The sequence below is a fragment of the Streptomyces sp. AC602_WCS936 genome (assembly GCF_019049125.1).
Lineage (GTDB): Bacteria > Actinomycetota > Actinomycetes > Streptomycetales > Streptomycetaceae > Streptomyces.
The window spans coordinates 1-19,355 of sequence record NZ_JAGMUF010000004.1 but is presented as its reverse complement, the minus strand read 5'-3'; the positions used below and the strand labels follow the sequence as shown (position 1 = coordinate 19,355).

Here is a 19,355-nt window from a genome sequence, read left to right as displayed (position 1 = left end):
TGTCGAGTTCCTCTTGAGGCCTGCTGGACCAGTACAAACAGATTTAGAACAAGCATCAACAGAGCGCGTTCAGGACAGCAGGAAGTCCGCCTCTCCCGCCTTCGCTCCCTCGATGAAGGCCGTCATCTCGTCGGAGGTGTAGATCAGCGCGGGGCCGTCGGGGTCGGTGGACTGCCGTACGGCGATCCGGCCGTCGGCGAGCTTCATGGCCTCCAGGCAGTTCCCTCCGTTGCCGCCGCTCCACGGCTTGTGCCAGCCCTCGCTGCCCAGCTCACGGGCGGGCATGCCGTTGTAGATCCGCTCACTGCGGTTGCGTGGCGGGCGCTGGGGTTTGATGTGACTCATTCACAGCTCCTTGCGGAGGTCCCGGAGGATCTCCTTCGTGCGGTGTGCCGTGGCGGCCTGCGCCGCCATGCGGTCCATGACCTCGAGGTGGGTCGCCACCTCCGCGCGCGCGTCGAGGTAGACGGCGCCGGTCAGGTACTCGCTGTAGACCATGTCCGGCAGTTCCGGCATGGCGAATCGGAAGAGGACGAAGGGGCCGTACGTGCCCGGATGCGGTCCGTTGGAGAACGGGGCGACCTGCAGCGTCACGTTGGACAGCTCCGTCGCCTCCAGCAGCCTGTCGATCTGGGCCCGCATCACCTCCGGCCCGCCGACGGGGCGGCGCAGCGTGGTCTCGTCCATCACGGCCCAGAACCTGGGTGCGTCCTTGCGGGTGAGCAGTTCCTGGCGCTGCATGCGCAGGTCCACGTGGCGTTCGATGTCGTCGGGCCGGGTCTGCCCGATCGCCCCGGAGCGGAGCACGCCGCGCGCGTAGTCCTCGGTCTGCAGCACCCCGGGGACGAAGTGGGGCTCGTAGGAGCGGATCAGGGAGGCCGCGCCCTCCAGGCTGACGTACATCGAGAACCAGCCCGGCAGGATGTCGTGGAAGCGCTGCCACCATCCGGGTCTGTTGGCGTCCTCGGCCAGCTTGACGAAGGCGTCGGCCTCCTCGTCGCCGATACCGTAGGCCTTCAGCAGGAGCTGGAGGTACGGGATCTTGAGGGCCACCTCGGCCATCTCCATCCGGCGTACCGTGGCAGGCGCGACGCGCAGGACGCGAGCGGCTTCCTCGCGCTTGAGACCGGCGCGTTCACGCAGGTCCAGCAGGCGCCGGCCGAGGACGACCTGGCCGACCGTCGGCGCCGACCGGGGCTCGCTCACCGCCCACCTCCTGAAGATCCCGAAGAGCCCGTTGCGTCTGTGTGCGCACAGCCCGGCGGCGCCATTCGAAGACCTTTTCGAAAGTCTGGGCAGACCTTCGGTGACCTGAAGTGGCGCCGCTCGACGTGCTGTTGCGAGCAGTGTGCCACGGCCTTGCAGACCGTCACACCGCACTCTGCATTTTTCAGAGTGACACTTGCCAAGTGTTCACGACGGGGCGATAGTGGCAAGCGTGATTCCGTCCGCGCCCTTAGGAACAGAGGCCACCGCGGGCTCCCCGGGCCTCGTCGCCGCCGTGGGAGCCGCCCCTTCGGGGTCCGCCGCCGCCGAGCGCCGGTTCCGGTTCGAGCTGGCCGCACATCCGGGCTCGCCCGCGCAGGCCAGACGCCTGACCCGCGCCCGGCTGAACGGCTGGTCGGTGTGCGAGGACACCTGCGACACCGCGGCCCTGGTGGTCTCCGAGCTGGTCACCAACGCGATCGTGCACACCGCGAGCCGGCACATAGTGTGCGAGCTGCACGACGGTGCCGACCTGGTGCGCATAGCCGTACGTGACGAGGGATGCGCCCCCGGTCAGCCACACCCGCAGGCCGGTCGGCAGCCCGAGGACGAGCACGGCCGGGGCCTGCTCCTCGTCGACGCCCTGTGCGACGCGTGGGGCGCCCACGAGCACGGGCCCGGACTGCTGGTCTGGGCGGAGCTGCCACGCAAGGCTGACGGCCCGCGCGACCCGGCCGAGCCCCACAACGACCTGGGCTGGGGCGCCCGCCCCAAGCCCGGCCCGGCCGACGGCACGGGCGACGACGGCGAGGCGGAGGGACGCCACCACCAGGCGCGCCGCGGAACGGGGACCGCATGGCTGTGAGGGCTGCGTCCGGCATCCGGCCACTCGGCCTCGACACACTGGTCCGCCTCCAGCGGCGGCTGGACGCCCCCGGGACGCCCCGGCGGCTGCTCGTACCGGACGGGATGACGGCCCCGCTGGGCTGCGACGCGGTGGCGGTGCCCGCCCGTTTCGGTCCCCTGGTGATGCCCCGGCTGCCGCGCGTGGGATGCGTCTACGCCGACGACGCGCACTGGTGGTGGATCGTCCCGTCCGACTCCGACTACGCCCTGGAGTGGCCCGCCCCCGCACGGTACGCCACCGGCGCGATCGTCCCCGACTCCCCGGATGCCCCCGGGCTCATCCACCGGCCGGACGGCACGGTTCCGTACACCCCGCCCATCCCGCTGTACCTGGCGCTGTGCCGGCTGACGAACACGACGCCGACCTGGTCGCGTCCGGTGAGCGCGTAACGCTGCCGCGCGCTGGGCACGCCTCTGAGCTCCGCCCCACTCCCCCGGCCCACCCCCGCACACCCCCTTCCGGCGCGCCCTGGTCGGGAGTGCGCCCGCGCGCTCCGGGCTCCCCCGCCCGCGCCCTGCCCGCAGGCGCCCCCGCCCAGCGATAGTGGCCGTCCGTCCACGACCGGGGGAGGCAGACGGTGCGCAGGAAGGGCGGCACGGAAGCGGCCGGGGTGTCGGAGTCGGAGCGGCTGCTCTTCGGCGGCCCGCTGCGCTACGACATGGGCTGGAACCAGCACGCGGACGCGTTCCTGGAGCTGGGCTTCCGGGCGATGCTGACCAGGCTGCCGTCCCTGCTGGCGTCCAGCCTGCGACTCGCGCGGCAGGCCGATCCGCAGGCCGCGCGGACAGTGCTGGCGGCCGAGATGGGCCGGGGCGTGGCGCAGGCGGTCAGTCTGCTCGCGGTCAACAGCGTGCTGGCCGGGCTGATGGCCGACGGCCCGATCGAGGAGCGGCTGCGCGGGGCCGCCCCGGCGCTGATCACGGTGGCCGTGGTGATGCTGGTCGCGGCGTTGCTGCGGGCGGCTTCGACGTACGCGACCGGGCGGCTGGAGCCCAAGGTGGAACGGGTCGCCACCGAGCGGTACCTGGAGCGGGCGGCGGCCGTGGAACTGTCCGCGATCGAGGACCACGCCTTCCACAAGCTGCTGGACACCGCCCAGTACGGTGCCGCCTCCGCGCGGCGCATGATCTCGTACGGCACCCGCGTGATGAACGCGATGATCTCGCTGATCGCGGCGGCGGGCGTGCTGACCGTGCTGCATCCGGTCCTGCTGCCGCTGCTGGTCACGATGACGCTGCCGAGCGCCTGGAGCGCGCTGACCCTCGCCCGCCGCCGGTACGAGTCCTTCCACGCCTGGGTGCAGCACGAGCGGGCGGGCCGGCTGCTGGCGAGTCTCCTCATCGAACCGGCCGCCGCCCCCGAGATCCGGGTGCACGGAGTCGGCCCCTTCCTGCTGCGCCACTTCCGCGCCATGTCGGAGACCGCCGAGGCGGAGCAGGCGCGGCTGGCCCGGCTGGCGGCCCGTACGGGGCTGATCGCGGCGGCGTGGACGGGGCTGGCGACGGCGGCGACGTACGCGACGCTCGGCGGACTGCTGCTGGGTGGCGCGATGGCCCTGTCGGTGGCGGGCACGGCCGTGATCGCGATCCGCACCGGCTCGCAGAGCCTCGGCACCCTGGTCGTGGAGGTCAACGCGCTCCACGAGGAGGCCCTGTTCGTCGGCGACCTGGAACGGCTGCACGTGGAGGCGGCCGACCGGGCCATCCCGGTGGGCGGCGCCGCGCTGCCCGAGGACCCGAAGGAGGTCCGCTTCGAGAACGTCACGTTCCGCTATCCGGGCGACGCGGCCCGACCGGCCCTCGACGACGTGACGCTCTCCCTGCCGCTGGGCCGCATCGTGGCACTCGTCGGGGAGAACGGCTCGGGCAAGACGACCCTCGTCAAACTGCTCGCCGGGCTGTACACGCCGGACGCGGGCCGCATCACGTGGGACGGCGTCGACGTGTCGACGGCGGACCGGCACGCGCTCGCCGAGCGGGTCGCGATGGTGGCGCAGGACTTCAAACGGTGGCCGTTCACCGCGCGGGTGAACGTCGCGGTGGGCCGTTCCTCCGTGCCGCTCGGCGAGGAACGCGTGGCCGCGGCGGTCGCCGAGGCCGGGGCCGAGGAGGTGGTCGCGGATCTGCCGCGCGGCCTGGACACCCTGCTGGCCCGGAACTTCAGCGGCGGCCACGAGCTGTCCGGCGGCCAGTGGCAGCGGGTCGGGATCGCGCGGGCGGCGTACCGGCAGGGCAGCATCCTCATCGTGGACGAGCCGACGGCGGCCCTGGACGCACGGGCCGAACTGGAGGTCTTCGAGAAGATCCGCGCCCTGGCCAGCAGCGGACAGACGGTCGTGCTGATCACCCACCGGCTGGCGTCCGTGCGCCACGCCGACCTCGTCCACGTCCTCGACCAGGGCCGGCTGGTGGAGTCCGGGACACCGGACGAGCTGCTGGCCGCCGGCGGGGTCTACGCGGAGCTGTACTCACTGCAGGCGGAACAGTTCACCGGTCGGCCGGTGCCCGCCCCGAGGGCCGGCTGACGGGAGCCCCTGCCTCACGGATGTCCGCGCGTCAGGCGGCCGCGCCACCCACGGCGTCGCCGCCGCGGACGATGACCAGGAACATGTCCGTGGCGAGATCCATGACGACCTCGGCGGGCAGGCCTTCCAGACGGCGTGCCTGCGCGAACTCCTCCGCCGGCCATGATCCTCGCGGTCCGCCGGCGGGAAAGCGTTCGAGCACCGTTCGCCCGTTCACCACCCTGCACCTCCATGTAGCGCTGTACTCGTAGAGTTAAACGCCAACCATGGAGCGAAAGCCTCGCGCGGTGATGGTACTGAGACATAGTTGACACTCGTTCACCGCAAAGGGTGAGCGGCGTCTCATCCATTTGACTCGAGCCGCTACCTTGCGTGTCAGTCCTCGTACTCGTCGTGGTACCGGATTCCCTCGCTGCCCGCTGGCGCTCCGAGAGCCGACGCACGCCCCTCGGGTTTCTCCCACTGCTCGCGCCGGCCGAGCGCGGTCAGGTCGAGCAGGCTGGTGGTCGAGCCGAGCCCGTCGAGGCCCCGCTCGTACGTCGAGTAGGTGTGGAAGACCCGCTCGCCCTCCCGCAGGAAGCAGCTGAGCCCCGGCCGCTCGACGAGCTCGCCCTCGTGCTCCAGGGTCACCTCGAAGTCGGTGTTGAAGTCGCAGACGTACGACGAGTACCAGGGCAGGGTCCAGCCCATCCGCGCCTTGAACGGCAGGATCTTCGGGTACGGCGCCCGGGAGACGGCCACGAACGACGTGCCGCGGGCCCGCAGGTGCGCGAGGTGCCCGATCTGGTCCAGGAAGGCGGAGCAGCTGCGGCAGCCGGCGTCCCACTCCGGCGCGAACATGAAGTGGTAGACGACGAGCTGGTCGCGGCCCTCGAAGAGGTCGAGCAGCGTGGCCTTGCCGTCGCCGCCCTCGAACACGTACTCCTTGTCGACCTCCGCCATGGGCAGCCCGCGCCGCTCGGCGTTGAGCGCGTCACGCGCGCGTGTGGCCGCCTTCTCCTTGACCAGTAAGGCCTCGCGCGCCGCGCGCCAGTCCGCGCGGCTGACGATCTCGGGCAGCGACATGGGCTCCAGCTCCTCCTGTGCGGCATGCGACGGTCCGTCGGGGTGGTGACCGCCGCGCGGAGCGGAACTCATCGCGGCCCGGCGACATTTTTTTCACGGCAGCGCCGGTAAGCCTCTGACCTGGCCCTTCAGATTCAGGTGTCGTACTCCTGGATACGGCGGCCGTGGCCGCGGTCGGTCAGCGCGGGCAGCCGCTCCCCCAGTTCGCGCACCACCGCGGGGACGTCCAGGGTCAGCAGCTCGCGGTCCCGCATGAGGACACGCCCGTCGACGATCGTCGTGCGCACGTCGGCGGAGCGCGCGCTGTGCACGAGGGTGGCGGCGAGGTCGTGCACGGGCTGGGTGTGCGGGCCGGTGAGGTCGACAAGGACGAGGTCGGCCCGCCGCCCCGGTGCGATGCGTCCGACGCTGTCGCCGAGCCCGACCGCGCGGGCGCTCTGCAGCGTGGCGTGGTGCAGGGCCTGGCGGGAGGTGAGCCAGCGGGGGTCGCCCTCGGTGGACTTCTGGACGAGGGACGTCAACGCCATCGACTCCCACACGTCCAGGGAGTTGTTGGAGGCGGCGCCGTCGGTGGCGAGTCCGACCGGGACGCCGATGTCGCGCAGGGCGCGCACGGGGGTGGTGGTGGGCCAGGCGAACTTCAGGTAGCCGCGGGGCGCGGTGGCCACGGCCGTACGGCCGCTCGCGCGGGCGAGGAGCGGGAGGTCGTCCCCGGTGATGCCGGTGCCGTGGGCGATGAGCACGTCGGTGTCGAGGATGCCGGTGCGCTCCAGGACTCCGATCGGGGTGGCGCCGTGCCGGGTGAGGCTGGTGTCGGTCTGGTCGCGGTTCTCGGCGGCATGCAGGTGCACGGGCAGGCCGTGGTCGCGGGCGAGGCCGGCGGTGGCCTCGAGGTCGGCGTCGGTCACGGTGTAGGGGGCGTGCGGGGCGAGGGCGGTCGTGATCCGGCCGTCGGCGGAGCCCCGGTACCGCAGCGCGAACTCCAGCGACCTCTCCCGCCCCTCGGGCCCCTGCGAGGAGAAGTACGCCTGCCCCAGCAGCGCCCGCATCCCGCACTCGGCGACCACCGCGGCGACGGCGTCCATGGCGAAGTAGTGGTCCGCGAACGTCGTCACTCCCGCCCGGATCATCTCTGCGCAGGCGAGCCGGGCGCCCAGTTCCACGTCCCGTTCGGCGAGGTTGGACTCGACCGGCCAGACCACGTCGTTGAACCACTCCTCGGTGGGCAGGTCCTCGGCGAGGCCGCGCAGGGCGACCATCGGCGCGTGCGTGTGGCAGTTGATCAGCCCGGGGAGGGCGATCTGCCCGCGGGCGTCGATGCGCTCGGCGGCGGGCAGGCCGTCCACCGCTGCGGCGGTGGTCACGGAGTCGACCACTCCGTCCCGTACGACGACGGCCGCGTCCTCCTCGAAGCCGATCCGTTCCCGGTCGTCGTGGACGAGGACGGTGCATCCGGTGACGATCAGGTCGGCGGGCGTCTCGCGGGGGCGCTTCTCATGGGGCTGCTGGGCGGGCTCATGGGAAGGAGGCGTCATCACGCCAACGTACGGGAGCGGCCCACCCGGCCGCGCCGTGTGGCGGGTTCGTCCGTCGGTCCGGCGGCACCGGCACGGTCGTCAGCCTTTTCGGGCCGACTCGACGGCGGTGTGCAGGAGTTCCTCGGCGTCCGTGACCGTCCGTTCCAGGCCCTCCGGGTCCGGTGTCAGGTTCGCCAGGAGCCCATCGATCCCGTCCGGCCCGTCCAGCCCCGCCCGCCGGACCATCCCCTTCTCGTTGGTGACCCACTCCCCCCGCGCCGCCAGCACCGCGTGTGCCGTCTGGGTGGTGGCGAGGGCGATCGCGCCGGCGACCTGGGTGAGGGCGCCCTTGGGGGCGTGGCCCGCCTTGGCGTAGGCGAGGGTGGCGGCGGCAGCACCGTGCCAGCGCTCGGGAGCGGTGGTGCGGAGGGCCTCGGGGTAGGCGGGTCGGGGCAGTTCGCCGCGCAGCACCTCGTTGAGAGCCAGTTCCGCGACCACGAGGTATGTCGGGATGCCGGCGATGTGGAACATCAGCGGCTCGATGCGGAAGCGTCCCGCCTCCGCCTCCACCGTCTCGTGCTCGACCGCGTCGAGATCGCGGTAGTGCAGGTCGACCCGGCGCTCGTCGATGGTCAGCCAGGCGCCGCCGTTGAAGACGCCGCCGCCCCAGGCGCCGATCTCGGAGACCTCTCCGGCCCAGCCGAGGGCGCGGACGTCGTCGGGGTCGAAGGCGCCCCGGTAGTAGACCGCCAGGTCCCAGTCGCTGCCGGGCCCGTGGGTGCCCTGGGCCCGGGAGCCGCCCAGGGTGACCGCCCGGACGGCGGGCAGGGCGGCGAGCCGGTCGGCGGTCGTGTCGAGGAAGGCCTGGTCCGTGAGGGAGGGCACTGCGGAGGGCTCCTGGTGGCGGGGCGGGCGTTGACGTCGGCAGCCTAGGGGGCGCGGGCGCGGGGCACGAGGGAAATTCGGGTGCGGCGGGGTGTGGGGTGAGCGCACGATCGGGGGGTTGTCCGTTCGCCTCCCTGGAGCCCACGTGATTCAGCGCGTCACCGTGCCCGGTCTGTTCCCGCCGCCCACCTATTCCCACGCCTCCGTCGTCGAGGCCGGGACGAAGCTCGCCTTCCTCGCCGGGTCGGTCCCGCTCGACGCCGAGGGGAAGCTGGTCGGTGAGGGCGATCCGGTGCGGCAGGCGGAGCAGGTGATCGCGAATCTCACGGAGCAGCTGCGCGCCGTGGGCAGCGGTCCGGCCCACGTCCTGTCGACCGACGTGTACGTCGTGAGCACCGAGACCGCCGCGCTGTCCGCCGTGTGGGACGTCGTCGAGGCGTCCGGGCTCAGTACCGGACCGCATTCCTCGACGTTGCTCGGGGTCAGCTGCCTCGGATACCCGGGGCAGCTCGTGGAGATCACGGCGACGGCGGTCGTGCCGGAACGGACGGGTCCGTGAGCCAGGGGGAAGGGCCGGTGGCCCGGGCCCCGGCTCGGGCGTACTGGTCGGTCGCCGCCACCAGCGCCTCGTCACCGACCGCTCCGGCGTCGTGTCCGGCCTCGTCCACGACCACCAGCTCGCTGTCCGGCCAGGCGTGGTGGAGCCTCCAGACGATGCCGAGGAGGTTGCCGAAGTCCAGGCTGCCCTGCACCAGGGTGCCCGGGATGCCCTTCAGCAGGTGTGCGTCCCTCAGGACCACGCCCCCGTCGTCGCCGTCGTCGTCGCTCTCGCTCTCGCCCTCGCCGAGGAAGTGGTCGTTGCCCCAGTAGTGCGTGACGGTGCGGGCGAAGCCCCTGCGGAACTCCGGGTCCTGGAACCGGGCGACCGAGCCGGGCGGTGCCGGGATCGTCGCCGTCTCCCAGTCGGTCCAGGCCCGCGCGGCCCGGTCACGCACCGCGGCCTCGGGCGACTCCAGGAGGCGGTTGTAGGCGGCGGCCAGGTTGCCGTCGCGGTCCTCGGGGGGCAGCTCGGCGAGGAACCGTTCGTGGGCGTCGGGGAAAATCTTGCCCAGTCCGCGCGTCAGCAGGTCCACCTCGGCGCGGGAACCGGTCGCGACACCGGTCAGCACCAGCTCGGACACCACTCCCGGGTGCGTCTGCGCGTACCGCAGGCCCAGCACCGAGCCCCACGAGACGCCCCACACCAGCCACCGTTCGATGCCCAGGTGGGCGCGCAGCCGCTCCAGGTCGGCCATGAGGTGGGCGGTCGTGTTGACGCTCATGTCGGTGTCGTGGGCGCTCGCGCGGGGCAGCGACCGTCCGGCGCCGCGCTGGTCGAGCAGGACGATCCGGTAGGCGGCGGGGTCGAAGTACCGCCTGAGGTTCGGACTCGTCCGGCTCCCCGGTCCTCCGTGCAGGACCAGCGCGGGCTTGCCGTGCGGGTTCCCGCTGGTCTCCCAGTAGACGTGGTTGCCGTCGCCCACGTCGAGCATGCCGTGGTCGTACGGTTCGATCACCGGATAGAGGCCCATCGGAGCACCGTAGCCCGGTCGGCCGGAACCGCTCATCCCCTTTACCGGGCGGTCAGCCCTGCCGTCCGGGCCGCCGTGCGCAGCACCTCCCGGAGCATCTCGGGGGTGAGCCGGCCGGTGAACGTGTTGCGCTGGCTGACGTGGAAGCAGCCGAAGAGGTGCAGGGCGGGCCCGTCGGCGGCGTCCAGCGCGACGTGCCCGCCGTGTGCGAAGGCGGGACGTGGCCGGGGCACGGTCCAGCCGGACTCGGCGAACGCCGGCAGCGCCGCCTGCCAGCCGAAGGCGCCGAGTACGACCACGGCCCGCAGCGTCGGCCGCAGCAGTCCCAGCTCCTGGACGAGCCAGGAACGGCAGGTGTCCCGTTCGGTGGGGGTGGGTTTGTTGGCGGGCGGGGCGCAGTGCACCGGCGAGGTGATGCGCACTCCGTAGAGCTCCAGGCCGTCGTCGGCGGCGACCGCGGTGGGCTGTGAGGCGAGGCCCACGTCGTACAACGCCTGGTACAGCACGTCCCCGGAGCGGTCACCGGTGAACATCCTGCCGGTGCGGTTGCCGCCGTGGGCCGCGGGGGCCAGGCCGATGATCAGCAGCCGCGCGTCCGGCGGGCCGAAGCCCGGCACCGGCCGGCCCCAGTAGGTCCAGTCGGCGAAGGCCGCCCGTTTGGTACGGGCCACCTCCTCCCGCCAGTCGACCAGCCGCGGGCAGGCCCGGCACCCCGCGATCCGCTGGTCGAGTTCGGAGAGGCCGCTGGTGTTCATGTCTCCACCGTAGGTCCAACCCGTCCCCGGAAATGGAGGCCCCTCCCGCCGGGCCGGACGGTTAAGGTCGAGGCATGGCTTCCGAGCATGACGAGGGCAGGAACGGCGGGGCGGCCGGCACCGGCACCGGCGACGACGGTGCCGCCACATCCACATCCCGGACCTCGGACCCGAAGACCGCCGCGATCGCCGCCGCCGAGGCGGCCGGGCCGCAGAGCGGCGAGAGCGTCCGCGTGGACAGCTGGATCTGGGCCGTCCGTCTCATCAAGACCCGCTCCCTCGGCGCGACCGCCTGCCGAGGCGGCCATGTCCGGGTGAACGGTGAGCGCGTGAAGCCCGCGTACTCGCTGCGCGTCGGGGACGAGGTGCGCCTTCGCCACGAGGGCAGGGAACGCGTCGTCGTCGTGAAGCGGCTGATCCGCAAGCGCGTCGGTGCACCGGTCGCCGCCCAGTGCTACCTCGACAACTCCCCTCCGCCCCCGCCCCGCGAGGCCGTCGCCCCGGCCGGCATCCGCGACCGGGGCGCCGGCCGCCCGACCAAGCGCGACCGCCGCGAGCTGGAACGGCTGCGTGGGCTGGAGAGCCTGAACCGCGCCCGCAAGGATGCCCAGACCAGGCCCTGAGCGCGTGCAGCCGCGCGCGTGCCCTGCCGCAGACGTCCGCGGGGACGTCGACGGCAGGGCCTGGCCGGTTCAGGCGCGCCGTGTCCGTACCCGTCGGAGAAGATCCTCGTTGTGTCCCCGGCGGGCCCAGGCGATGAGCAGGAGCGGCACCATGAGGATGACGGGTGTCGCGGCGTTGGCTCCGTCGAAGTAGGTGAGCTGGACGACGAACGCGCCGATCATCAGAGCGCTGAGGGCCGTCGCGGCCACCGACTGCAGTACGGGGATCAACAGGGCGATCGCGCCGGCCAGTTCGAGCACGCCGATGGTGAACATACCCGCGTTGCCCCAGCCCATCTCGGCGAAGCTTTCGGCCGCCGAGGAGTGCGCGATCAGCTTGGGCAGGGCGCTCGCCACGGCGAAGAACACCGCGAGGAGTACCTGCACCGCACGCAGGGCGATCCGGGCGCCCCGCCCACGAGCCGGTGCGGCGGAAGTCGCCGAGGCCGCGGAAGCGGCAGGGCCCGCAAGGGTGGTGGGGACGGTGGAGGCGACGGGCTGAGACATGGGGCTCTCCTGGTGAGCGGTCCGTGATGCTGTCGGGGAGGTAGACCGCCCGCCGGCCCGGAAATCATCGCCCGCCTCCGCACGATCTGGGCACCGCCCTCACCCACGTCCCGTCGTCGGTCAGAGGGCGGTCCGCTCGCAGCCCCGCCTCTGACAGCGCCTCCTCGAACTGCGCATCGGTCAGCGGCCGCGCCCGGAACGTCTGCGTCCAGACCGCGTCGGGGAACTCGTACTCCGCGCGCACCGAGTTGACGCCGTCGCCGACCGGCACCGACGACACGATCCGTACCGTGAAGCCGCTGGGATCGACCCGCTCACGGGGCAGGTCGGTGTGGTAGTCCGCGCCCTCCCGCTGGATCAGCACACAGCCGTCCTGCCTGACGTGCCGTGCACAGGTGCGCAGCAGGCTCCGTCTCACCTCGCTGTCACCGGCGTGCACGAGGAACGATGCCAGCAGCACCGCCTCGAAGCGCTCGCCCAGGTCCAGGTCCTCGATCGGGCTGCATATCGCCCGGGCCCCGCGCACACGCTCCAGCATCTCGGCGGACTCGTCCACCGCGGTGACGTCGAACCCCCGCTCCAGCAGTGGGTGGGTCATACGCCCGACCCCGCTGCCCAGCTCCAGGATGCGGGCGCCCTCGGGGACGGCCGCGGCGACGATGTCCGGCTCGGCTCCGGCGGGCAGCCGCGCATAGAGCTCGACCGCGCAGCCGTCCGGGGTGATCGCCCCCGGTCCCGTGCCCTGGTGTCCCTCTCGCATTCTCAGCTCCATGCCCGTCCAACGACCCGCTTCCGCACACCCGTTCCCACTCGGCGTCCGTTCACCCGACCGAGTGAACGGCGTGCGGTCCCGCATCGGTCCGGCGACGGCGACCGGCCCGGTGACCCGGCGCGATTCCCTCGCGTGGCCGGTCGGAGTACGTTGGCCACAGGAGTGGTGATCCGATGCGTACGGGCAGTGAACCGGTCACCGCGCGCAGTGCGCTGCGGGCGCGTTTCTGGCTGAGCCTGTGGGGGCTGGTCTGGGCCGTCTTCGGCACCGCCGCCTTCGCGCTCACCGGACGGTTCGGGTGGGCGCTCGCCTGCGGAGTGCTGTGGCTCGTCGCCACGGTCGACCTCGCCGTGGTCCTGCGGCACATCCGCCAGGGACCGCACTACCAGCCCGGCCGGGACATCCCGCCGTACCGTCCGCCGGGGAGCTGAATACCGGCATCCGAACTCCGGGGAGTCGACTCCGAGGAGCCCCACCGAGGGATCGTGAGACCTGTCTCCGCGGCCCGTCAGGACTCGAAGCGCGCCTGCTGGAGGTACTCCGGGTTCGGGTCCAGTGCCGCCGCCAGCCGGAAGTGGCGGCGTGCCTGTTCGCCGCAACCCCGGCGTTCGTAGGTGCGGGCGAGGGCGAAGTGGGCGAAGGCGTTGTCCGGTTCGCGCTCCAGGACGATGGTGAACTCCAGCTCGGCCGGTCTCAGCTGGGCCGCCGCGAAGAAGGCACGCGCGCGCAGCAGCCGTGCGGCCGTGTTCTCGGGATGGGCGCCGATGACCCCGTCGAGCAGTTTCACCGCGCCCCGCGGGTCCCGCGCCGCGAGCAGTTGCTCGGCCGCGCGGAAGTCGATGACATCCGTCTCGGGCGTACGTCCGGTCGATCCGCTGGTGTCGGGCACGGCAGAAGTCCTTCCCTCGCTGGAAGGGATCAACGCCCGCGCGTGTGCCGCTATTCCTGACCCCGGGGGGACCGGCGCGCCTCGTGCGCCCTGCGGGTCAGCTCGTCCCACACTTCGTCCACGCGGCTTCGCAGCCGGTCCAGCGGTACGTCGTTGTCGATGATCACGTCGGCGATCTCCCGGCGCTGTTCGCGCGTCGCCTGGGCGGCCATGCGGGCCCGTGCGTCCTGCTCGGTCATGCCCCGCAGCCGTACCAGCCGGTCGAGCTGGGTGGCGGGGCCGGCGTCGACGACGATCACGACGTCGTAGAGCGGGGCCAGGGCGTTCTCGGTGAGCAGGGGCACGTCGTGGACGACGACGGCGTCGTCGGCGGCGGCCTCCTCCAGAGCCCGGGAGCGGTCGCCGACCAGGGGGTGCACGATCGAGTTCAGCGTGGCCAGCTTCTCCGGGTCCGCGAACACGATCGAGCCGAGTTTCGGCCGGTCCAGGCCGCCGTCCTCGGCCAGCACCTCCTCACCGAAGGCGGCCACGACCGCAGCGAGCCCCGGGGTGCCCGGGGCGACGACCTCGCGTGCGATCCGGTCCGCGTCGATCAGCACGGCACCGTGCTCGACGAGCAGCCGCGACACCTCGCTCTTGCCGGCGCCGATTCCGCCGGTCAGGCCAACCTTCAGCATGAGCGGAAGCTTAGGGCCTGCCCGTGACGGCCCGGCCGCGGGGCGTCAGTTGTCGCCCTCCCGCTCCGCCAGGAACCGTTCGAACTCGCGGCCGATCTCGTCCGCCGAGGGGATCTCGACGGGCTCGGCGAGCATGTTGCCGCGCGTCTCGGCACCGGCGGCGGCGTCGTACTGGTGCTCCAGGCCCTGGACGAGGGCGGTGAGCTCCTCGTCGCCCTCCTGGATCTGCCGGTCGATCTCGGTCTGGGTGCGGTGGGCCTGCGTGCGCAGGGAGTGCGCGATGCCCGGCAGGACCAGGCCGGTCGCCGCGGTGATCGCCTCCAGGACGGTAAGCGCCGCGTCGGGGTACGGGGAGCGGGCGATGTAGTGCGGAACGTGCGCGGCGACGCCCAGCACGTCGTGGCCGGCCTGCATGAGGCGGTACTCGACGAGTGCCTCGGCGCTACCGGGGACCTGCGCCTCCTCGAAGGGGCTGGGGTGGCCCGGGACCAGGTCGGTGCGGGTGCCGTGCGAGGTGATGCCGACCGGGCGGGTGTGCGGGACGCCCATGGGGATGCCGTGGAAGTTGACCGACAGGCGGACGCCGAGCCGCTCCACGATCTGGCGCACGGCCGCGGCGAAGCGCTCCCACTCCACGTCCGGCTCGGGGCCCGACAGCAGCAGGAAGGGCGCCCCGGTGGCGTCCTGGACGAGCCGCACCTCAAGGGTGGGCTCCTCGTAGTCCGTCCAGGTGTCCCGCTTGAAGGTCAGCAGCGGCCGGCGCGCCCGGTAGTCCACGAGCCGGTCATGGTCGAAGCGGGCGACGACCTGGTGGGGCAGCGAGTCGAGCACCTGGTCGACGATCTGGTCGCCGGTCTCGCCGGCGTCGATGTATCCGTCGAAGTGGTAGAGCATGACCAGTCCGGCCGACTCCTGGGCGAGTGCCATGTCGACGACGGCCAGGCCCTTCGGCTCCCATGCGTACAAACCCTGCGGATCAAGCACAGTGACCGCTCCCCTCCTCGTGTTCGTACGTCATAACGTCCGCACGGGGGCCGGCATTCCCGGTCGGGCGGGGTCTGATCTTGCCGGCGTGCGGGCACGGCTGAGGGGCCGCACCTCGAAAGGTACGGCCCCTCAGTCAACGGCTAGGCCTCAGCGGCCTCCGCCTGCGTTCAGCTCTGGCCGCCGGCCAGCTTCTCGCGCAGGGCTGCCAGCGCCTCGTCCGACGCCAGGGCGCCGGAGTTGTCGCCACCCTCGGAGGAGTACGAGCCGCCGCCGCCACCACCGGACGCGGCCTGAGCCGCACCCGCGGTGTCGACACCCTCGGCAGCGGCCTTCTCGTCCGCCTCGCGGGACTTGATGACCTGCGCCTGGTGCTGCTCGAAGCGCTGCTGCGCCTCGGCGTACTGGGTCTCCCACGCCTCGCGCTGGGTCTCGTAGCCCTCGAGCCAGTCGTTGGTCTCGGGGTCGAAGCCCTCGGGGTAGATGTAGTTGCCCTGGTCGTCGTAGGACGCGGCCATGCCGTACAGGGTCGGGTCGAACTCGACCGTCGACGGGTCGGCGCCGAAGGCCTCGTTGGCCTGCTTCAGCGAGAGGCTGATGCGGCGGCGCTCGAGGTCGATGTCGATGACCTTGACGAAGATCTCGTCGTTGACCTGGACGACCTGCTCCGGGATCTCCACGTGGCGCTCGGCCAGCTCGGAGATGTGGACCAGACCCTCGATGCCCTCGTCCACGCGGACGAACGCACCGAACGGCACCAGCTTCGTGACCTTGCCGGGCACGACCTGGCCGATCTGGTGGGTGCGGGCGAACTGCTGCCACGGGTCTTCCTGGGTCGCCTTCAGCGACAGAGAGACGCGCTCGCGGTCCATGTCCACGTCGAGGACCTCGACGGTGACTTCCTGGCCGACCTCGACAACCTCGGACGGGTGGTCGATGTGCTTCCAGGACAGCTCGGAGACGTGGACCAGACCGTCGACGCCACCCAGGTCCACGAAGGCACCGAAGTTGACGATCGAGGAGACGACGCCGGACCGCACCTGACCCTTCTGGAGGGTGGTGAGGAAGGTCTGGCGGACCTCGGACTGGGTCTGCTCCAGCCAGGCACGGCGGGACAGGACCACGTTGTTGCGGTTCTTGTCCAGCTCGATGATCTTCGCCTCGAGCTCCTTGCCCACGTAGGGCTGGAGGTCGCGGACACGGCGCATCTCGACCAGGGAGGCCGGGAGGAAGCCGCGGAGGCCGATGTCGAGGATGAGACCACCCTTGACGACCTCGATGACGGTACCGGTGACGATGCCGTCCTCTTCCTTGATCTTCTCGATGGTGCCCCAGGCACGCTCGTACTGAGCGCGCTTCTTCGAGAGGATCAGGCGGCCTTCCTTGTCCTCCTTCTGGAGAACAAGGGCCTCGATCTCGTCACCGACGGCGACGACCTCGTTGGGGTCGACGTCGTGCTTGATCGAGAGCTCGCGGCTCGGGATGACACCTTCGGTCTTGTAACCGATGTCGAGCAGGACCTCGTCCCGGTCGACCTTCACGATGACGCCGTCGACGATGTCGCCGTCGTTGAAGTACTTGATCGTTTCGTCGATCGCGGCGAGGAAGGCTTCCTCGTTACCGATGTCGTTGACCGCTACCTGCGGGGTGGTGGCGGTGGTCTCGGTGCTGCTCGTCATGTGGGAAAGGGCTCCGGTACGGACATTGAGTCGTAGGTACTGCTTACGCCGGGAGCCCGTTTCGCTCTGCAGAAGCCGGACAGCCAAGTAAGCGCCACCGAAAACCGCTGGTGACGCCTCGAGAACCGAGGGGACATACAACAGATGCGAGCGCGACCTGCTACGTCTGAGGTGCGCAGGCCCGCAGCGCAACTTGTAGCATACGGGGGCAGCCGGGCAGGGTCAATGCGCGAAGCCGCACACCCGGGGCGGATCACCGCATTCCCGGCACAATTGCCGTCCCCCGAGGCCACACGGACCCCTTGGGCGGGCCTTGCGACACGCGGGGCCGGCGGCGCGGAAGAGCCCGCAGACTAGTACGAGGGAGCCGGTCATCCAAGAGCCCGTAGTGTCCGAGGCCGAATCCGACGGACCCGCCGAACCCGAGGCCACCCGGCGTGCCGCCGGTGTCACGGAGAGCGCCCGCGCCAACCGCGGCTGGTGGGACCGCAACGCGGACGAGTACCAGGTCGAGCACGGCACGTTCCTCGGCGACGACCGCTTCGTGTGGTGCCCCGAAGGCCTGGACGAGGTGGAGGCCGAGCTGCTCGGTCCGCCGGAGGAGCTGAAGGGCAAGGACGTCCTGGAGATCGGCGCCGGCGCCGCCCAGTGCTCGCGCTGGCTGACCGCCCAGGGCGCCCGTCCGGTGGCGCTGGACCTCTCCCACCGCCAGCTCCAGCACGCGCTGCGCATCGGCTCCCCCTTCCCCCTGGTCTGCGCGGACGCGGCGGTGCTGCCCTTCGCGGACGGCTCCTTCGACCTGGCGTGCTCGGCGTACGGGGCGCTGCCCTTCGTCGCCGATCCGCGGCTGGTGCTGCGGGAGGTGCGCCGGGTGCTGCGGCCCGGGGGCCGCTTCGTCTTCTCGGTGACGCACCCGCTGCGCTGGGCGTTCCCGGACGAGCCGGGCCCCGAGGGGCTGTCGGTGTCCGCCTCGTACTTCGACCGCACCCCGTACGTCGAGCAGGACGACGAGGGCAGCGCGGTGTACGTCGAGCACCACCGGACGCTCGGCGACCGGGTGCGGGACGTGGTGACGTCCGGGTTCCGGCTGATCGACCTCGTCGAACCGGAGTGGCCGGACTGGAACACCTCCGAGTGGGGCGGCTGGTCGCCGCTGCGCGGTCATCTGATCCCCGGGACGGCGATCTTCGTCTGCGAGCGGGACTGAGTCACCGTCGCCGGGCACACGCGCGTGGAGGGCGGTTTCGCCGGCGTACGACACTGGGGGCGTGATCCGTTACGACGCCCTGGACGCCCTGCCCGTACGCGGTGCCCTGCCCGCCCTGCACGACGCCCTGGAAGGGCACGGCACCGCCGTGCTGGTCGCGCCGCCCGGCACCGGCAAGACGACGCTGGTGCCGCTCGCGCTGGCGGGGCTGCTGGGTGAGGGTCCCGCGCGGCGCGTGGTGGTGGCCGAGCCGCGGCGGATCGCGGCGCGGGCGGCGGCCCGGCGGATGGCGTGGCTGCTGGGCGAGAAGCCCGGCGGGAGCGTCGGTTACACCGTGCGCGGCGAGCGGGTCGTCGGGCGCCACGCGCGCGTGGAGGTCGTCACGACCGGTGTGCTGCTGCAGCGGCTCCAGCGGGACCAGGAGCTGACGGGCGTCGACGTGGTGGTGCTCGACGAGTGCCACGAGCGGCACTTGGACGCGGACACGACGGCGGCGTTCCTGTGGGACGTGCGGCAGGCGCTGCGGCCGGAGCTGCGGCTGGTGGCCGCCTCGGCGACGACGGACGCGGAGGGCTGGGCGCGCCTGCTGGGCGACGCGCCGGTCGTCGAGGCGCGGGGCGTGTCGTACCCCGTGGAGGTCGTGTGGGCGCCCCCGATCCGCCCGGTCCGGCCGCCGCACGGCATGCGGGTGGACCCGGCGCTGCTCGCGCACGTGGCGTCGGTGGTGCGCCGGGCGCTGGCCGAGCGGACCGGGGACGTGCTGTGTTTCCTGCCCGGGGTCGGTGAGATCTCCCGGGTCGCCGGGCAGCTGACGGGCCTCGGGGACGTCGACGTGCTCCAGGTGCACGGGCGGGCGCCGGCGGCCGTGCAGGACGCGGTGCTGGCCCCCGGGGCACGGCGCCGGGTGGTGCTGGCGACCTCGGTGGCCGAGTCGTCGCTGACGGTTCCGGGCGTGCGGGTGGTCGTGGACGCGGGGCTGGCCCGGGAGCCGCGGGTGGACCACGCGCGGGGGCTGAGCGCGCTGACGACGGTACGGGCCTCGCGCGCCGCCGGACGGCAGCGGGCGGGGCGTGCCGGGCGGGAGGCGCCGGGCACGGTGTACCGCTGCTGGGCGGAGGCCGAGGACGCCCGTCTGCCGCGCTTCCCCGCGCCGGAGATCAAGGTGGCCGACCTGACGGCGTTCGCGCTGCAGGCGGCCTGCTGGGGCGACCCGGACGCGTCCGGGCTGGCGCTGCTCGATCCGCCGCCGGGCGGGGCGATGGAGGCGGCCCGGTCGGTACTGACGGCGGTGGGCGCGGTGGACTCCACCGGCCGCGCCACCGGGCGGGGAGCACGGCTGGCCCGCCTCGGGCTGCATCCCCGGCTGGGGCGGGCGTTGCTCGACGCGGAAGGCGCGGGGGCGGAGACGGGGGCGCGGGCGTCGGGGGTGCGTCGTCCCTCCGTGGCCGGCTGGGGGGCGAACACCGGCACGGGGGCGGGCTCGGGCACAGGGGCAGGCACGGGGGCGGGCTCGGGCACAGGGACAGGCACGGGGGCGGGCTCGGGCAC

At 72.4% G+C, this 19,355-nt stretch carries 22 protein-coding genes; 8 read left to right on the top strand and 14 right to left on the bottom strand.

The genetic code is table 11. From position 1 onward, the window contains the following. Positions 1 to 69: 69 nt before the first annotated feature. On the bottom strand, positions 70 to 345 hold the full coding sequence (locus KUM03_RS01905) for a DUF397 domain-containing protein (protein ID WP_217245176.1): 276 nt from the start codon (positions 343 to 345) through the stop codon (positions 70 to 72). Further along, positions 346 to 1,206: a helix-turn-helix transcriptional regulator gene (locus KUM03_RS01900; RefSeq protein WP_217245174.1), complete on the bottom strand. Its 861-nt coding sequence runs from the start codon at positions 1,204 to 1,206 to the stop codon at positions 346 to 348. It abuts the gene before it with no gap. Between the two features lie 223 nt (positions 1,207 to 1,429). Here KUM03_RS01900 and KUM03_RS01895 point away from each other — a divergent pair, with 223 nt between their 5' ends. The 3 genes from KUM03_RS01895 (at position 1,430) to KUM03_RS01885 (ending at position 4,637) form a co-directional block, all read left to right on the top strand. Continuing rightward, positions 1,430 to 2,071: an ATP-binding protein gene (locus KUM03_RS01895; protein WP_217245173.1), complete on the top strand. Its 642-nt coding sequence runs from the start codon at positions 1,430 to 1,432 to the stop codon at positions 2,069 to 2,071. After that, positions 2,062 to 2,502 carry a hypothetical protein gene (locus KUM03_RS01890; RefSeq protein WP_217245171.1) on the top strand — a complete coding sequence of 147 codons (441 nt, stop codon included), beginning with the start codon at positions 2,062 to 2,064 and terminating at the stop codon, positions 2,500 to 2,502. The genes KUM03_RS01895 and KUM03_RS01890 overlap by 10 nt, the downstream gene beginning before the upstream one ends. 269 nt (positions 2,503 to 2,771) lie before the next feature. After that, the gene (locus KUM03_RS01885; protein WP_217245201.1) at positions 2,772 to 4,637 is read left to right on the top strand and encodes an ABC transporter ATP-binding protein; all 1,866 of its coding nucleotides are present in this window, start codon (positions 2,772 to 2,774) and stop codon (positions 4,635 to 4,637) included. 31 nt (positions 4,638 to 4,668) lie between these two features. Here KUM03_RS01885 and KUM03_RS01880 read toward each other — a convergent pair whose 3' ends face one another. From KUM03_RS01880 to KUM03_RS01865, 4 genes are all read right to left on the bottom strand, one after another. Further along, complete coding sequence (locus KUM03_RS01880) at positions 4,669 to 4,854, bottom strand: hypothetical protein (protein WP_217245169.1); 186 nt, start codon at positions 4,852 to 4,854, stop codon at positions 4,669 to 4,671. Between the two features lie 158 nt (positions 4,855 to 5,012). Next, a complete protein-coding gene (locus KUM03_RS01875; protein ID WP_217245200.1) occupies positions 5,013 to 5,702 on the bottom strand; it encodes a DUF899 domain-containing protein in 690 nt (229 codons plus the stop codon). Positions 5,703 to 5,836: 134 nt separating this feature from the next. Then, positions 5,837 to 7,237: an amidohydrolase gene (locus KUM03_RS01870; RefSeq protein ID WP_217245167.1), complete on the bottom strand. Its 1,401-nt coding sequence runs from the start codon at positions 7,235 to 7,237 to the stop codon at positions 5,837 to 5,839. Positions 7,238 to 7,318: 81 nt separating this feature from the next. Further along, positions 7,319 to 8,104 carry a nucleotidyltransferase domain-containing protein gene (locus tag KUM03_RS01865; protein WP_217245164.1) on the bottom strand — a complete coding sequence of 262 codons (786 nt, stop codon included), beginning with the start codon at positions 8,102 to 8,104 and terminating at the stop codon, positions 7,319 to 7,321. A 145-nt stretch (positions 8,105 to 8,249) separates the two neighbouring features. On the opposite strand from KUM03_RS01865, the gene KUM03_RS01860 reads away from it, so the two are divergent. Continuing rightward, positions 8,250 to 8,663 carry a RidA family protein gene (locus KUM03_RS01860; RefSeq protein ID WP_217245162.1) on the top strand — a complete coding sequence of 138 codons (414 nt, stop codon included), beginning with the start codon at positions 8,250 to 8,252 and terminating at the stop codon, positions 8,661 to 8,663. On the opposite strand, the gene pip is transcribed toward KUM03_RS01860, so the two are convergent. After that, the gene (pip, locus tag KUM03_RS01855; RefSeq protein WP_217245161.1) at positions 8,623 to 9,675 is read right to left on the bottom strand and encodes a prolyl aminopeptidase; all 1,053 of its coding nucleotides are present in this window, start codon (positions 9,673 to 9,675) and stop codon (positions 8,623 to 8,625) included. The two genes, KUM03_RS01860 and pip, sit on opposite strands and share 41 nt — an antisense overlap. A 41-nt stretch (positions 9,676 to 9,716) precedes the next feature. Beyond that, a complete protein-coding gene (locus KUM03_RS01850) occupies positions 9,717 to 10,430 on the bottom strand; it encodes a uracil-DNA glycosylase (RefSeq protein WP_217245160.1) in 714 nt (237 codons plus the stop codon). 74 nt (positions 10,431 to 10,504) lie between these two features. Between KUM03_RS01850 and KUM03_RS01845 the strand changes: the two genes are divergently transcribed. Next, complete coding sequence (locus tag KUM03_RS01845) at positions 10,505 to 11,053, top strand: RNA-binding S4 domain-containing protein (RefSeq protein ID WP_217245158.1); 549 nt, start codon at positions 10,505 to 10,507, stop codon at positions 11,051 to 11,053. 69 nt (positions 11,054 to 11,122) lie between these two features. Here KUM03_RS01845 and KUM03_RS01840 read toward each other — a convergent pair whose 3' ends face one another. Further along, positions 11,123 to 11,599, bottom strand: a complete 477-nt coding sequence (locus KUM03_RS01840; RefSeq protein WP_217245156.1) for a DoxX family protein — start codon at positions 11,597 to 11,599, stop codon at positions 11,123 to 11,125. 64 nt (positions 11,600 to 11,663) lie between these two features. After that, positions 11,664 to 12,359 carry a bifunctional 2-polyprenyl-6-hydroxyphenol methylase/3-demethylubiquinol 3-O-methyltransferase UbiG gene (locus KUM03_RS01835; RefSeq protein ID WP_217245155.1) on the bottom strand — a complete coding sequence of 232 codons (696 nt, stop codon included), beginning with the start codon at positions 12,357 to 12,359 and terminating at the stop codon, positions 11,664 to 11,666. Positions 12,360 to 12,544: 185 nt separating this feature from the next. Here KUM03_RS01835 and KUM03_RS01830 point away from each other — a divergent pair, with 185 nt between their 5' ends. Next, entirely contained in the window at positions 12,545 to 12,802 is a 258-nt protein-coding gene (locus KUM03_RS01830) for a DUF6343 family protein (RefSeq protein ID WP_217245154.1), read from the top strand. A 77-nt stretch (positions 12,803 to 12,879) separates the two neighbouring features. Here KUM03_RS01830 and KUM03_RS01825 read toward each other — a convergent pair whose 3' ends face one another. The 4 genes from KUM03_RS01825 to rpsA form a co-directional block, all read right to left on the bottom strand. After that, a complete protein-coding gene (locus tag KUM03_RS01825) occupies positions 12,880 to 13,260 on the bottom strand; it encodes a tetratricopeptide repeat protein (RefSeq protein ID WP_217245152.1) in 381 nt (126 codons plus the stop codon). Between the two features lie 50 nt (positions 13,261 to 13,310). After that, positions 13,311 to 13,937, bottom strand: a complete 627-nt coding sequence (gene coaE / locus KUM03_RS01820; protein ID WP_217245150.1) for a dephospho-CoA kinase — start codon at positions 13,935 to 13,937, stop codon at positions 13,311 to 13,313. Between the two features lie 45 nt (positions 13,938 to 13,982). Next, on the bottom strand, positions 13,983 to 14,921 hold the full coding sequence (locus KUM03_RS01815; RefSeq protein ID WP_217245149.1) for a PAC2 family protein: 939 nt from the start codon (positions 14,919 to 14,921) through the stop codon (positions 13,983 to 13,985). A gap of 170 nt (positions 14,922 to 15,091) precedes the next feature. Continuing rightward, positions 15,092 to 16,600 carry a 30S ribosomal protein S1 gene (gene rpsA, locus KUM03_RS01810; RefSeq protein ID WP_127894270.1) on the bottom strand — a complete coding sequence of 503 codons (1,509 nt, stop codon included), beginning with the start codon at positions 16,598 to 16,600 and terminating at the stop codon, positions 15,092 to 15,094. Positions 16,601 to 16,913: 313 nt separating this feature from the next. Between rpsA and KUM03_RS01805 the strand changes: the two genes are divergently transcribed. Then, on the top strand, positions 16,914 to 17,807 hold the full coding sequence (locus tag KUM03_RS01805) for a class I SAM-dependent methyltransferase (protein WP_217245148.1): 894 nt from the start codon (positions 16,914 to 16,916) through the stop codon (positions 17,805 to 17,807). A 61-nt stretch (positions 17,808 to 17,868) separates the two neighbouring features. After that, positions 17,869 to 19,355 (top strand): DEAD/DEAH box helicase (locus KUM03_RS01800; RefSeq protein ID WP_308406228.1); only part of this gene is annotated, 1,487 nt, incomplete at its 3' end.